Source organism: Bacillus hominis, assembly GCF_030348325.1.
In the GTDB taxonomy this organism is placed as follows: Bacteria; Bacillota; Bacilli; order Bacillales; family Bacillaceae_G; genus Bacillus_A; species Bacillus_A hominis.
The window spans coordinates 1978402-1991484 of the sequence record NZ_JAUCFS010000005.1 but is presented as its reverse complement, the minus strand read 5'-3'; the positions used below and the strand labels follow the sequence as shown (position 1 = coordinate 1991484).

Annotated in this window: 14 protein-coding genes and 2 pseudogenes; 4 read left to right on the top strand and 12 right to left on the bottom strand. The window is 35.4% G+C overall.

Going from position 1 to position 13083, the window contains the following annotated elements:
- Positions 1-28 precede the first annotated feature (28 nt).
- From QUF93_RS12695 to QUF93_RS12685, 3 genes are all read right to left on the bottom strand, one after another.
- Positions 29-463 (bottom strand): BrxA/BrxB family bacilliredoxin, encoded by a 435-nt coding sequence (locus tag QUF93_RS12695; protein WP_000063715.1) that lies wholly within the window; start codon positions 461-463, stop codon positions 29-31.
- Positions 464-546: 83 nt separating this feature from the next.
- The gene (locus QUF93_RS12690) at positions 547-930 is read right to left on the bottom strand and encodes a thiol-disulfide oxidoreductase DCC family protein (protein WP_289359002.1); all 384 of its coding nucleotides are present in this window, start codon (positions 928-930) and stop codon (positions 547-549) included.
- Between the two features lie 3 nt (positions 931-933).
- A complete protein-coding gene (locus QUF93_RS12685; RefSeq protein WP_289375337.1) occupies positions 934-2061 on the bottom strand; it encodes a conserved virulence factor C family protein in 1128 nt (375 codons plus the stop codon).
- Between the two features lie 153 nt (positions 2062-2214).
- On the opposite strand from QUF93_RS12685, the pseudogene QUF93_RS12680 reads away from it, so the two are divergent.
- Positions 2215-2445, top strand: a pseudogene (locus QUF93_RS12680) (TetR/AcrR family transcriptional regulator); the annotation flags it as partial.
- A 54-nt stretch (positions 2446-2499) separates the two neighbouring features.
- Here the strand turns inward: QUF93_RS12680 and QUF93_RS12675 are convergent.
- The 5 genes and pseudogenes from QUF93_RS12675 to QUF93_RS12655 all read right to left on the bottom strand — a co-directional run bounded on the left by QUF93_RS12675 (position 2500) and on the right by QUF93_RS12655 (position 6696).
- Positions 2500-2838: a single-stranded DNA-binding protein gene (locus QUF93_RS12675; RefSeq protein ID WP_002148367.1), complete on the bottom strand. Its 339-nt coding sequence runs from the start codon at positions 2836-2838 to the stop codon at positions 2500-2502.
- A 161-nt stretch (positions 2839-2999) separates the two neighbouring features.
- Positions 3000-3253 (bottom strand): annotated as a pseudogene (locus tag QUF93_RS12670) (DUF4318 domain-containing protein).
- Between the two features lie 96 nt (positions 3254-3349).
- The gene (locus tag QUF93_RS12665; protein ID WP_289358999.1) at positions 3350-4081 is read right to left on the bottom strand and encodes a Bax inhibitor-1/YccA family protein; all 732 of its coding nucleotides are present in this window, start codon (positions 4079-4081) and stop codon (positions 3350-3352) included.
- Between the two features lie 75 nt (positions 4082-4156).
- Positions 4157-6052, bottom strand: a complete 1896-nt coding sequence (locus QUF93_RS12660; RefSeq protein ID WP_289358998.1) for an ABC-F family ATP-binding cassette domain-containing protein — start codon at positions 6050-6052, stop codon at positions 4157-4159.
- The gene (locus QUF93_RS12655; protein WP_289358997.1) at positions 6049-6696 is read right to left on the bottom strand and encodes an HD domain-containing protein; all 648 of its coding nucleotides are present in this window, start codon (positions 6694-6696) and stop codon (positions 6049-6051) included. Before QUF93_RS12655 ends, QUF93_RS12660 begins: the two co-directional genes overlap by 4 nt.
- Positions 6697-6805: 109 nt before the next feature.
- Between QUF93_RS12655 and QUF93_RS12650 the strand changes: the two genes are divergently transcribed.
- Positions 6806-7567 carry a hypothetical protein gene (locus QUF93_RS12650; protein WP_289358996.1) on the top strand — a complete coding sequence of 254 codons (762 nt, stop codon included), beginning with the start codon at positions 6806-6808 and terminating at the stop codon, positions 7565-7567.
- A 231-nt stretch (positions 7568-7798) separates the two neighbouring features.
- On the opposite strand, the gene QUF93_RS12645 is transcribed toward QUF93_RS12650, so the two are convergent.
- The 4 genes from QUF93_RS12645 to exsG all read right to left on the bottom strand — a co-directional run bounded on the left by QUF93_RS12645 (position 7799) and on the right by exsG (position 10849).
- The gene (locus QUF93_RS12645) at positions 7799-8074 is read right to left on the bottom strand and encodes a stage V sporulation protein S (RefSeq protein WP_000427797.1); all 276 of its coding nucleotides are present in this window, start codon (positions 8072-8074) and stop codon (positions 7799-7801) included.
- Positions 8075-8368: 294 nt separating this feature from the next.
- The gene (locus QUF93_RS12640; RefSeq protein WP_289358993.1) at positions 8369-9973 is read right to left on the bottom strand and encodes a lipase family alpha/beta hydrolase; all 1605 of its coding nucleotides are present in this window, start codon (positions 9971-9973) and stop codon (positions 8369-8371) included.
- Positions 9974-10241: 268 nt separating this feature from the next.
- On the bottom strand, positions 10242-10451 hold the full coding sequence (locus tag QUF93_RS12635) for a hypothetical protein (protein WP_289358992.1): 210 nt from the start codon (positions 10449-10451) through the stop codon (positions 10242-10244).
- 245 nt (positions 10452-10696) lie between these two features.
- Positions 10697-10849, bottom strand: a complete 153-nt coding sequence (gene exsG, locus QUF93_RS12630; protein ID WP_000395676.1) for an exosporium protein ExsG — start codon at positions 10847-10849, stop codon at positions 10697-10699.
- A gap of 211 nt (positions 10850-11060) precedes the next feature.
- Between exsG and QUF93_RS12625 the strand changes: the two genes are divergently transcribed.
- On the top strand, positions 11061-12011 hold the full coding sequence (locus tag QUF93_RS12625) for an excalibur calcium-binding domain-containing protein (RefSeq protein WP_289358990.1): 951 nt from the start codon (positions 11061-11063) through the stop codon (positions 12009-12011).
- A 204-nt stretch (positions 12012-12215) separates the two neighbouring features.
- Positions 12216-12923 (top strand): iron-sulfur cluster repair di-iron protein, encoded by a 708-nt coding sequence (gene ric / locus QUF93_RS12620; protein ID WP_002118839.1) that lies wholly within the window; start codon positions 12216-12218, stop codon positions 12921-12923.
- Positions 12924-13083 lie beyond the last annotated feature (160 nt).

Sequence of the window (13083 nt, the reverse complement as noted above, 5' to 3'; positions counted from 1 at the left end):
AAAGAGGGAGATTCACTCTCCCCCTACTTTAGCAATTCTTTTCGAAAGCCTGTTCTAAGTTTGTAATAATTTCGTCCATTGTTGCGCCTTCAATTTCATGACGGTGAATGAAGTGAACAACTTCTTTTCCTTTTAGTAATGCCATAGATGGTGAAGATGGAGGGATTTCTCCGAAGTATTCACGCATTTTTGCAGTAGCATCTTTATCTTGACCTGCAAATACAGTTACAAGATGATCAGGTTGTTTTTCAGCGCGAACTACCGCTTGACCTGCTGATGGACGTGCTAAACCAGCTGCACAACCACAAACTGAGTTTACAACTACTAAAGTTGTACCTGATGCATTCTCCATAAATTCTGTAACAGATTCTTCTGTAGTTAATTCTTCAAATCCAGAACGCACTAATTCTTGGCGCATTGGAATTACCATTTGGCGCATGTATTCTTCATAAGCATTTGACATCGTGTAATCTCTCCTTCAACTTTCATTCTAAATTCATCATATCACGCTCTATTAATAGGTGCAAAAGAAAGATAACGATGATTTCATTTTTTTGTAGGGATTTCACAAACCCCTTCACGGCAGTGTCCAACTGGGACAAGTTTTCTATTGTTAGCGATATAATCATATACTTTGCTTCCAAATCCAAGTACGATAGATAGTTTTATAAAAGGCACTGCAAACCAATAAGATGGAACGGCTTTTGCTAATACGTTAATGCTATGAATTCCGTCATACCACTTATTATTTTTTAAAATATACAATCTTTGTTCCATCTTACTTTGTAATTCTTGAGAAAGTTCATATTTCTCAACTACATCTTCATCTCGAAATGAAACAAATTTCATCTTACCCTTTTTATCTACTTTTTTCGTACGTTCTGCCACTGCCGTGCACATCGGACACCAACTATCATAGAAAACAATCATAAACTATTCCCCTTTACGAGACTCCGTCATTTGTTTCCACACTGAACCTTTTGCTTCTTCGCCGCCTTCAATACGCTCTAACGCAAGACGCGCTTGCATCGCTACTTCAAACTCCGGATCATCTTGCGCTATTTTTAATACTGGAATAGCACTTTCATCTCCAAGTTCAAATAAGAACATTGCTGCACGCCATCGTACTAATTTACTTGGATCTTTCAGAGATTTAATCATAACGAACATCGCTGCTGGATCACCTACATCTGATAAGCAATCGCCCGCTGTACGGCGAACACTTACAGAACGATCTAATAACGCTTTATATAATAACGGTAATACTCCTTCACCTTTTACCATGCCTAAATATGCTGTTGCTAAACGGCGGATAGATACTTTCTCATCATCTAACGCTATTTTCAATACTGGCATATCCTCTTCAGTAGGATCCATTTGCTCTAAAGCTGCAAAACGTTTTTTCCAGTCGGAATCTTTCATCATCTCTTCTGTTACTTTATATGGCTCACGCTTTTGAATCGTTACTTCAACTGCTCCTGCCTGATTTAATAATTCTTTAACCGTTTCATTTACACGTTCTTCTGAATAAGCAGCAACAATTTCTTCTACTACTTCTTTCCCGATTTCTTCAAAATTACCGTAACGTGTACTTTGCTCTACCCACTTACGCTCTTTCACAACGTTAGGTGCAGACATTTGTACTTTCATAATGGATTCTTTAAAACGATCAGGTAAGCCAACACGCTCTTCTGTCGTTCCATCTGTTAACTTCACTTGCATTGGAATTGTAAAGAACATTTGAACAAACACTTTTACTTCTCCAAAATGAGAAAGTTGTTGTGCTTCACTTTCTTCCACTATTTCTTCACCGAAAACGGCACGAACTTGTTGTAATAAAACTTTCCAGTCATACTTCGCATTACGCTCTACTGCTAAAAAGTCTGCAACATGGTACACACCTTTAATACCTTCAATTTTCAAAATTTCTTGCACTTGCACTGGTGCTTGTTCTTTATTTTCATTTGTATAATTATTACGCGCTCCTGATGGTAATACTTCATTCAAAATAACTTTCATTGTATTTGGGCTTGGCGTCGGTTCAATTGCTTTAATCTTCACGTAAAAAACTCTCCTTTATTGCGTGTTCTTAGCTGTATTGTAACATGTTACCCCTTTATACTCCTACTCGGATGCTTAATTTTACTAATTCCTCTTCTACATTTTTAGAATTTCAATTATTTCTATTTTCACCTAATCGTTCCGGAACTATAGTTAAAAAGTATACAACAGCTACAAGAAGGTTTGTCTTCAATTATTACAGAAGCGAAAGAGACAGGAAAATTAAACAGTCAATGGGATATAAATATTATCACTTCTACTATTATGAGCACTTATTTTTATACACTAATGTCGCACTCGCTATTACACGAAAATGAAATCAATGCGAAAAATATACTCAATCAACAATTAGATGTTATTTGGGAAGGTATCAATCAAAAATAATAGAGGGCTATGCTGTGCTACATAGCCCTCTTAATTTTTAATGCTCTTTACGTTCTACCCCGATGCTCCCTCCCTCCTTCTCTCCAAAAATGTAATACTCTCAATCACAACTTCAGTTCTATATATTCTCTTTCCTTGTTCATCATCGTAATTACTCGTATGAATACGCCCGGTAATCCCAACAAGTGACCCCTTCGTACAATATTCTGTTACATTTTCAGCCGACCTTCGCCAAACAACACAATTTATAAAATCCACTTGTTGTTCACCTAAACTATTTCGAAATCCTCTATTCACTGCAACACATATTCGTGCATAAGCGACTCCTTGTTTTGTGTAGTATAATTCTGGCTCCTTTGTCAATCTACCGATTAATACAACTCGATTCATCATAAGTTATACCACCTCACATATTTTTCTTCATTGTAAAGAAAAATGTTGGAAGGGTAAAAAATACAAAACGACGTGTTTGTAAGGAAAAATTATTCCTTTATATCTTACAAAAGTAAAAAAGAAACCCTACATATTTTAAACATGTAAGGTTTCCAAAAATATTATACTTCACTGCAAGATATGTAATATCCACCACGAGCCATCTTTATTTTAGCGCGGTACATTATATTTTCTAAGTTGAAAATAATCGGTTTAACTTTACTCTCAAATTTTAAGTCTTCATTATATTCAGCCGCATATCCTTCGATAGCTGAAGTAATAGCTTCTGCTGACGGATATGTTAAAGCATCATCTAGTTCTATGAAAAAACTTTTAGAAAATAGTTTTTTCATAATCCTTTTTTCTCTTTCATCATATTCCATCTCCCTTCAGTTCAGACTCCCAACATCCATCTTCTCAATTTATCTTTGAAAATAGAAAAATCCTGCACATTTCATGCAGGATTTTTTTATTAGTCATTTTTCGTAAAGTAAGAAACGAAACGAAGAATTTCTAAGTATAACCATACTAGAGTCATCATTAGACCCATTGCACTGTACCATTCCATATATTTTGGAGCTTGGCTACGTGCGCCGCTTTCGATTAGATCGAAATCTAGTAATAGATTTAATGCAGCAACTACAATAACAACCGCACTAATGATAATACCGATTGTTCCACCTTGGTGAATATATGGAACAGTTACACCGAACATGTTTAATAAGAATACGATTAAATACATAACCATAATCCCCATTGTAGCGGCAATTACACCCGTACGGAATTTATCAGTTACTTTTACTACGCGCGTTGCATATAAAACTAACATCGCAAATAGAATAGAAATTGTTAGTAATACAGCGTTTAAAACGATAGTATCGCCAAATTTCATTGTATAAACCGCTGAAATACTTCCTAACACTACCCCTTCTACCGCTGCATAGATTGGCGCACCGATAGGTGATATGCGTGGGAAGAATATAGACGCAAACGCAACGATTGCCGCAACAACTAAAGCACCAATTAATACTGGCATCTTCATCGTACCTTGCGTCATCTGTATGTATGAATAGACAGACGTTGCAAGCAGCAAGAAAAGCATGATAAACGTCTTGCCTACTGTTCCACCAATAGTCATCGCAGAAGTATTTGCACCCTCTTTACGGAATGCCTCTTTTTTCAACATTGGATTAGATGTTCTCATTTTTTCCCTCCTAAAATAGGTTCTACCAATAGTGTAAAGTTTTTCTCTTTACATTTCAATATATGCAGCTTGTTTTTATTTTAATCCTTCAACGATGTCAGATAACTCACTCCATCTTTCCATCGTTTTTTCTAGCTCTTCTTCTGTTTTCTGCTGTGCTTCAGATAATTCTTGTGCCTTTGTGAAGTCAGATCCAACTTTCGCAAGTTCTTCTCCAATTGACTCAATTTTCTCTTCTAGTTCGGCAATTGTATCTTCAATTGTTTCCCATTCACGCTGCTCATTGTATGAAAGTTTACGTTTACGTTGTTGTTTTGGAGCTTCTTCTACTACTTTTTTCTCTTTTTGAACTTCCGCTTTCTCAATAAGTTCTTTCGTCTTTTCCATTTCTAAATAGTCCGTATAACTACCTAGGAATTCACGCACTTCGCCCTCACCACTAAAGATGAACAATTCATCTACTACTTTATCTAAGAAGTAACGGTCATGCGATACAGTTAAAACGACACCTGGGAAATCTTCTAAATAATCTTCTAGCACTGTTAATGTTTGTGTATCTAGATCATTCGTAGGCTCATCCAGCAATAGTACGTTTGGTTCTCCCATTAAAATACGTAATAAATATAAACGTCTTCTTTCACCACCAGATAGTTTACCAAGCGGTGTACCATGTGAATGCGTCGGGAACAAGAAACGTTCTAGCATTTGAGATGCGCCAATTACTTTTCCATCTGTTGTATGAATAACTTCTGCAATCTCTTTAATGTATTCAATCATACGCTGATTTAAATTCATCTCTTCATTTTCTTGCGTATAATAAGCAACTTTTACAGTTTGCCCAACTTCAATTTCACCACTATCAGGAGATAATTTTCCTGCAAGCATATTTAATAGTGATGATTTCCCGCTTCCATTTGCTCCGATGATTCCGATACGATCACCAGGCTTCACAATATGATTAAAGTTATGTAATACTGTTTTATCACCAAATTTTTTCGTTACATCTTTTAATTCAAGTACTTTCTTTCCTAAACGACTTCCACTTAATGCAATATCAACTGATTGCTTCGTCGCTGGTCCTTCTTGTCCCTTCAGCTCATCAAAACGCTGAATACGTGCTTTTTGTTTTGTCGAACGCGCTTTTGCACCACGACGAATCCAAGCAAGTTCACGACGATATAAATTTTGGCGTTTTGATTCTTGTGCCGATTCTTGCTCTTCACGAAGTGCTTTTGCTTCTAAAAATGTACTATAGTTTCCTTCGTAGCTATATAGTTTACCATTGTCTAATTCAAAAATACGGTTTGTCACACGATCTAAGAAATAACGATCATGGGTTACAAGTAATACCGCACCTGTATATCTTGCTAAATATTCTTCCAACCATTCAACTGTCTCATGGTCAAGATGGTTCGTAGGCTCATCCAAAATTAATAAATCAGGTGTTTCAATAAAACATTGCGCCATTGCAATACGCTTTTTTTGTCCACCAGATAGGTTTCCAACAGTCGCTGTAAAATCAGTAATTCCTAATTTCGTTAATAACGATTTTGCATTCGCATTTGCTTCCCATGCACTCATCGCATCCATACGTTGCTGCACTGCAAATAATTGTTCCTGTACTTTTTCATTACTTGGATCTTTTTCGATATTTAATAGTGCCTTTTCATAATCACGAAGAAGACGAATTAAAGGTGTATCACCATGGAACACTTGCTCTAATACTGTTAGTTTTTCATCAAACTCTGGTTGCTGTGATAAATAACTAATTGTATACCCGCGTGAATGCGTCATATCACCTGTATCGGGAATTTCTGCTCCTGCAATAATTTTTAATAACGTTGATTTACCAGTACCATTTACACCAATAATTCCGGCACGATGTCCCTCAGTAATACTAAATGATAGTCCATCAAATAACGGTTTTTCTCCGTATGATTTCGATAAGTTCTCCACAGTTAACATTTTCATATTTGTGCATTCCACTCTTTCATAAATTGTTCAATAAACTGTTCCATATAACGATGACGAACTTCAGCCTCTTGTTTTGCCGCGTTCGTATTCATTAAGTCTTTTAATTTTAAAAGTTTTTCATAAAAATGATTTAAAGATGGATCGTTATTTTTTCTATACTCTTCTTTCGTCATTCCTTCACGCGGCGGAATAGTTGGATCATACATTAATCTCCCTTTCGCTCCTCCGTATGCAAATGTACGAGCAACTCCAATTGCACCAAGAGCATCTAAACGATCGGCATCTTGAACAATTCTACCTTCAAGTGACTCAACTGTGCCACCATGACCGCCCTTATAAGACATATTGGCGATGATATGAAGAACATGCTTACTTTCCTCTTCTTCAACACGTAACTCTTCTAACCAATCAGAAACTTTTTTCATTCCTGCTTCTTCACTCTCATTTAACTTCTCATCTGCTACATCGTGAAGTAATGCTGCCATTTCAATTATAAAACGATTTCCACCTTCTTGCTCGGATAAAGAAATCGCCAATTTATGTACGCGTTCAATATGATACCAATCATGCCCACTCGCATCTTTTTCTAAAATATGTTTTACGAAAGTTATTGTTTTTTGTATTTTTTCTTGTTTTATCATTTTATCTTCACCCAGTTTCTTATTGTAACACGCCTGCATTTATTCATCACATATTTTCTTGTCCGCCCATACACTAGGTGGTAGGCATCATCATGAAGGAGGAATAAAAATGTTCTATAATAATCAACCACCTTATCCACAGCAACCATTTTCCCCTCAACATCAGGAACAAAGATATGCAGAACAATATGGGGAGCGGGAAACACAGCATCAAGAACCCCAATACGAACAAAATCCATACGCAACTCCGCAAAATCAAGAAGCTGAATATCAACAAAACCCTTATGACACACGTCTCAATTATGAATATCCACAAAATCCATATGTAGCGCAGCATACTCAAGAACAACAATATCAGCAAAATCCATATACAACTCAGCATACTCAAGAACAACAATATCAGCAAAATCCATATACAACTCAGCATACTCAAGAACAACAATATCAACAAAATCCATATGCAACTCAGCCACAACAACCGCAATACCAACAACCTATGTATCAACCAAACTCCGACCAACGTGTCTCACCACCTGCGCCACCAACTATCGATCCGACGCAACCACAAATTTTACCGCCTGGTCCAACATTCGATATTACACAGCCACAAATTTTACCACCAGGACCTATTACAGAACCAACACAACAACAAATCCAACAAGTTGTCGGTACACAGTTTTTACCTTTAAAGAAACCTGTACTTGATTTCGTAAAACCTTGGGTAGATTACGGTTTAAATGAAGCGAAACATACATCACACAAACATGCTTTAACAGAAGTTGCTGCGATTATGTTCTTAGTTGGTAAAGGCTTCAACCCAACGATTGCTCACTATATTGTAGAATCTTGGGAGAAGAATGAGCAGTTTTAGAATTATTTTTTTAAAAAAACATAAAAACTTCAAAAATGCCAAATCCCTTATGTCACAAAGGATTTGGCATTTTTAAGTTTCTAGAAAAACCTGCTAAATATAAGGGGAATTAAAAGTCATGAATCTGGTACAATACTGTTTCCACGCCCAAAGAACTGCCAAATGAAATAACGTGTCTAACTTTTTGGAGTCTATTGGCCTTTTCAAATCCTCTTATATTAGTGCTCGCTATTAAGACCTTTTCCTTCTAGGACCTACAATTAATTTGATTGCTGTTCTTTCTTGATTATCGATAGTAACCTCTTGAAACGCTGGAACAAGAACCAAGTCAATTCCACTTGGAGCGACAAAACCTCTTGCAATCGCAATTGCTTTAATCGCTTGATTTAAAGAACCAGCTCCAATTACTTGAATTTCTACATTGCCACTTGCTCTTAGTACACCCGCTATTGCACCTGCCACTGAATTTGGACTTGATTTTGAGGATACCTTTAATATATTTTCCATGTAAGTTGCTCCCTCTATTATTTAATCTCTCTTTTCTTACGGTTTGAACTATAACTAACGTATCTTTAACTACTATCCATACCAAAAGCAAACAATTCTGTATAATTACATTCATTCGATATCTTTTGTCTTCTTCCTGCTCAATTGCATAAATAAAAAGCGATGACTACGTTGGAAACTTAATCATCGCTTTATCCATTTTTACAGTTCTATTAATCTAATAAGCAAAACAAGTACCGAATCCTTCTACCACAAGAGTTCGGCACTTTTTTATTAAAACCGATTCATTCTTTCCTACTTCTCCACATAAACCGACTTAACTATCGTACGATTATAAGGTTGTCCTTCCTTATTCATCCCTTTCATATCAATTGTAACGTTATATACACCCGGCTGTTCTATATTTTTCAAAGCACCTGTAAATGTATTTGCATTAATATTTTGCGATTCATTTGATTCAGAAACTACCTTTCCATCTTTATTAATTACTCTTACTGTTACTGAAAGATCGCCTTTCATTTCTGGAGCTGCAGGTGATTTTTTGAGTTTATACTCTGCTTTATTTACTTTAACTTTTGCCGGCATTTGAAGGACGAACGGAGCATCTTTTTTGTAATCGGTTACGATTAAATATGCATCTTTCGGCTGCTTCGCCATCATTTTAACTTGCCATTCTCCTGCTTCCATTTTATCAAATTTAAATGTTCTTATAGTCGCTCCTTTAAAGAAAGATTCACCTTCACCAGTAGATACAGCACTATCTTTATTTGTGTAAACTTTTCCTTTTGGAGATATTAGTTGTATTTCTACATCCGAAGAAGCTGTTAAAACAGAAACTACCCCTTCTGCTTTTTTATCAACTGCGACAGTTTGCCCTACCCACTGATTTTGTGACAACTCTCCTCCTAAAATAGCTTGATTAGAAGTTGTGTTTAATAGTTCTACCTTTTCCTCTGAACTATTACTTGGGGCTAATAAAGCCGGTACTGGTACATTTGCTGTCCGTAAATATGGTTCAATTCGTGCGAAAACAGCTGAACCTTTTCGTATATTATCATGATCAAATCGTGAATCCGTAAATAAATGTGTTCCATATGGTAACTTAGCACTCCATTCGTTCACTAATCCATCATTAGAACCGTATGATGACAAATACACCCCGCCCATAGATAATGCTGAAAAAACAGGTCCCCAGCTTGTCCCAGTAGCCGTATAGTAACGGTTTAATTTAGCTGCAGGATTATTATCTATTGTAGAACGAAACTTTGCCATTTCACCTATTTGCAATGAATATGTCCCATCATCTTTTTGACCTAATATAGAGGCAAGCCATCCTGCCCACCAACTATATGATAAATCTGCTAAATTGGATCCGTAATGCGGAGTGGCAAGCGTAATAACATTTCCAACAAATCGATTCGCTCCATATCCAACTAACGCAGCTTGTGTATCGATACCACCTTTACTATGAGCCACAACATTTACTTTTTTACCAAAATGATTATAAATTTCTTCAAGTTTTTGCGCTAACAATTTTCCATTGTCCCATTGGCTAGCTGATCCTTTCCCCGCAGCATCATATAATTGAATAAATACGGTTTGATAACCTGCTTTCAAAGCATAGTCGTACATATCATTCATATCATGATATACTGTCTTTCCATACCAACTATCCGCATTACCATTTCTTCCTTGCACAAAGAGAATTGGTGGTTTATTCTCATCATAATTAGCAGGTTTTTGCCCTAAAAACCATTCTCCAGGAGTAAATACTTCTTTATCTGGAAAACCAGTCTTAAGCTCTGTTACAACCTCCGCGTGTACATTTGTACTAAAAACCATCGGACTCATAAAACAAAGTATAATAAATAATGCGATACTCCTTTTAATAATCCCCATTAATATCCCCCTTTTCCTCCTGAAAGAAAGCGCTACCATTCTGTTAAACATCAATTGTTTTAAATTCATTTAATCAATTACTTTTCCGATACATTAGGATAAGAAATTAATAGCCGCATTCCTTTCTTATCAAACGTTATTCTCTCAACATTCCTTCATTCCTTTTTACAATAAGCGTTTTGAATATTTCTCAATAAAGCTTTCTCTTTACAAAAAAAGCTGCGTATAAAAGGTCTCTTTAATAACCTTTTATACGCAGCTTCTTTGTTTACAATCCGATGATATACTCATCATCATATTTATCGTATTGCAAACCAGCTCCTATTCCCAATTCTGTAACTTGATCTCTAAGGAATGGTGCATCTTCTATTTTACTAGTTGCAATTTCAATCCCATATTTTTTTGTTAAATGTGCTAACTCTATTAAAAACCATTCTCTTCGCAATGTGACTGGAATGTCATACGTTCGTCTTTTCATGTATACTAGCACCTCATTTATTTTCATAAATATAAAGAGTTTCCCCTCTATTTTTGATACACTTTTTAAAATAATACTTCATCATAAAAGGCTAATGAAACATTATAGTATATGCATGTCTGCTTTAAACGTGCTATTGAAAAATAGTATAAAAAACTGGCATAACTTTTTAGTTTACATAACAAAATTATGTAATAGTAACAGGATAAGGCTTGTCCCTCATCCTGTTACTATAAAAATTTTAATTAAGAACATCTTGGTACACCTAAAGCTAAAAATAAACCTGCTACTCCTGCTGTAATTGGTACTTTCAACGTAATAACATCATCTACCTTCGTTACTAAAAAGTAAGCATTCCCTTCTTGTAACACGCAATTTACTAACAATTGGAATTCCATTTAAATCCCCTCCTTTCAAATGAGATACTATAATCTATGAAAATCTTTTCAAAAGATAATAGGAATTAAATCCGGTTTTCTTTATATACAAATAATTGTTTGTTTATCTATTAAAAATAATATAAATCTTTTTATTTTATTAAAAACCCTGTAATTCCCAATGAATTCTTATATAATCAATAGAGAAAATCTTACAAATGGAGGTATGAAAATGGCTATTTTGAGTAATATTGGTGCAGCTTTATTTTTGATTGCTATCATTCTTTTAATCTTATGTATCATCTCATTCTTTAAGAAAAATGGAAAAGCAAAACAATATGGGCGTCCTACTGTTATTCTTTTTATGATTTCAATCATCTTAATACTGACTGGCACAACAAAATCGGAACACCCAGTTGTCGAGTTTTTTGCTATTTTAAGTTTCATTCTATTTATATTCTTCCTTGTTCTTGCAATATTATCTGTTATTAAGAAAACAGGTGTAGCAAAAAAACAATTTATTATTACAGCTATTTTGTTTGTCATTTTTGGTGCGTTAATAAGTATTTCAAGCCCTTCTTCTGAAAAAACGACAGCAACGAATAAACAAGTTGCTTCTAATAGTGAAGAGAAAAAAGATGACGAAAAGAAAAAGGAATTAGAAAAGAAAGAAGCGGAAGAAAAAACTCGTAAACAAGAAGATGAAAAACGCCAAGCTGAGGAACTAGCTCGTAAGCAAGAGGATGAGAAACGCCAAGCTGAGGAACTAGCTCGTAAGCAAGAAGATGAGAAACGCCAAGCTGAAGAACTAGCTCGTAAACAACAAGAAGAACAACAGCGTCAAGCTGAAGAACAGGCCCGTAAACAACAAGAAGAGCAACAACGCCAAGCTGCTGAGCAAGCTCGTAAACAACAAGAAGAACAGCAGCGTCAAGCCGCTGAGCAAGCTCGTAAACAACAAGAAGAGCAACAACGCCAAGCTGCTGAGCAAGCTCGCGTACAACAGGAACAACAAAAAGCACAACAAACTCAAACACAACCAGCTGCTGGAAACAATAGTAATACATATTTCAAAAATTGTACTGAAGTTAAAAATGCTGGGAAAGCTCCATTATATAGAGACCAACCAGGATATAGCTCTAAACTTGATCGTGATGGCGATGGAGTCGCATGTGAAAAATAGTAATAAAAAAAGAAGCTTCTACTAAGCTTCTTTTTTTATTATCGTAAAGTATTGCGACTAATTGCGCTTCCTCTTGCTTAAATAAAACTCCTTTTATTATTCTCAAAAATGACACATAATAAGTGATTTAAATCACCACATTGATTTTAATTTATCGCTATTCTTGATCTAGATATTAAATTTAAACTCTATGGAGGCATTCATATGAAACATACATTTACTGAAACTTCAATTATCGGTGAGATTGTAACACAATTCCCAAAGGCTAGTGATCTTTTTAAATCATATAGAATAGACTTTTGTTGTGGTGGTAATAGACCACTTATTGATGCAATTAATGAAAGAAATTTATCAGCAACAGAAGTAATTACAGAGTTAAATACGCTTTATCACAAAACAAAACTATTAAACGAATCTGAAATTGATTGGAAAAATGCTTCTTATCGCGAGTTAATAGATTATGTTATAAATAAGCATCATCGTTATTTAAATGAAGAGTTGCCACAGTTAAGTCCATATGTGACGAAAGTATTACGCGTTCATGGGGCAGGTCAGCCTCATTTGGCTCAAATTCATAAGTTATTTCATGAACTAAAGATTGAGTTAGAACAGCATTTAATTAAAGAAGAAACGGAAGATTTCCCATTAATTTTAGAGTTCGAACAAAATCCAACTGATGAAAACTATGCAAAGTTACGTAAAGTAGTAGATGAGTTGGAAACTGAACATACCCACGCTGGTAATATTATTAAAGAACTTCGCCAAGTGACAAATGACTTTACTCCTCCAGAAGGAGCTTGCGGTACTTATCGCCTTGTTTACCAACGTCTTGAAGCTCTAGAATCTGATTTATTTGAGCATATTCATTTAGAAAATAATATTTTATTTCCACGTGCCATTACAAAAGCATAATTAAAAGCAGGACATGAGTATTTCTACTCATGTCCTGCTTTTTTATTACGTGAAAAACATTCACACTCCCCCATCTCACCTATCCACTCATATTAACAAATTATCCTCTCGCTTCTCCCTTCACATAAATCCGAATTTTAACAATTTGTGAATCATTATA

What these genes read in the sequence shown, in the direction of transcription:
- QUF93_RS12635 (WP_289358992.1), bottom strand. Translation starts at nt 10,451, where the DNA reads ATGAAAAGACGAACGTATGACATTCCAGTCACATTGCGAAGAGAATGG.
- QUF93_RS12655 (WP_289358997.1), bottom strand. Translation starts at nt 6,696, where the DNA reads ATGATAAAACAAGAAAAAATACAAAAAACAATAACTTTCGTAAAACAT.
- QUF93_RS12625 (WP_289358990.1), top strand. Translation starts at nt 11,061, where the DNA reads ATGGCTATTTTGAGTAATATTGGTGCAGCTTTATTTTTGATTGCTATC.
- QUF93_RS12690 (WP_289359002.1), bottom strand. Translation starts at nt 930, where the DNA reads ATGATTGTTTTCTATGATAGTTGGTGTCCGATGTGCACGGCAGTGGCA.
- ric (WP_002118839.1), top strand. Translation starts at nt 12,216, where the DNA reads ATGAAACATACATTTACTGAAACTTCAATTATCGGTGAGATTGTAACA.
- QUF93_RS12665 (WP_289358999.1), bottom strand. Translation starts at nt 4,081, where the DNA reads ATGAGAACATCTAATCCAATGTTGAAAAAAGAGGCATTCCGTAAAGAG.
- QUF93_RS12660 (WP_289358998.1), bottom strand. Translation starts at nt 6,052, where the DNA reads ATGAAAATGTTAACTGTGGAGAACTTATCGAAATCATACGGAGAAAAA.
- QUF93_RS12640 (WP_289358993.1), bottom strand. Translation starts at nt 9,973, where the DNA reads ATGGGGATTATTAAAAGGAGTATCGCATTATTTATTATACTTTGTTTT.
- exsG (WP_000395676.1), bottom strand. Translation starts at nt 10,849, where the DNA reads ATGGAATTCCAATTGTTAGTAAATTGCGTGTTACAAGAAGGGAATGCT.
- QUF93_RS12695 (WP_000063715.1), bottom strand. Translation starts at nt 463, where the DNA reads ATGTCAAATGCTTATGAAGAATACATGCGCCAAATGGTAATTCCAATG.
- QUF93_RS12650 (WP_289358996.1), top strand. Translation starts at nt 6,806, where the DNA reads ATGTTCTATAATAATCAACCACCTTATCCACAGCAACCATTTTCCCCT.
- QUF93_RS12675 (WP_002148367.1), bottom strand. Translation starts at nt 2,838, where the DNA reads ATGATGAATCGAGTTGTATTAATCGGTAGATTGACAAAGGAGCCAGAA.
- QUF93_RS12645 (WP_000427797.1), bottom strand. Translation starts at nt 8,074, where the DNA reads ATGGAAAATATATTAAAGGTATCCTCAAAATCAAGTCCAAATTCAGTG.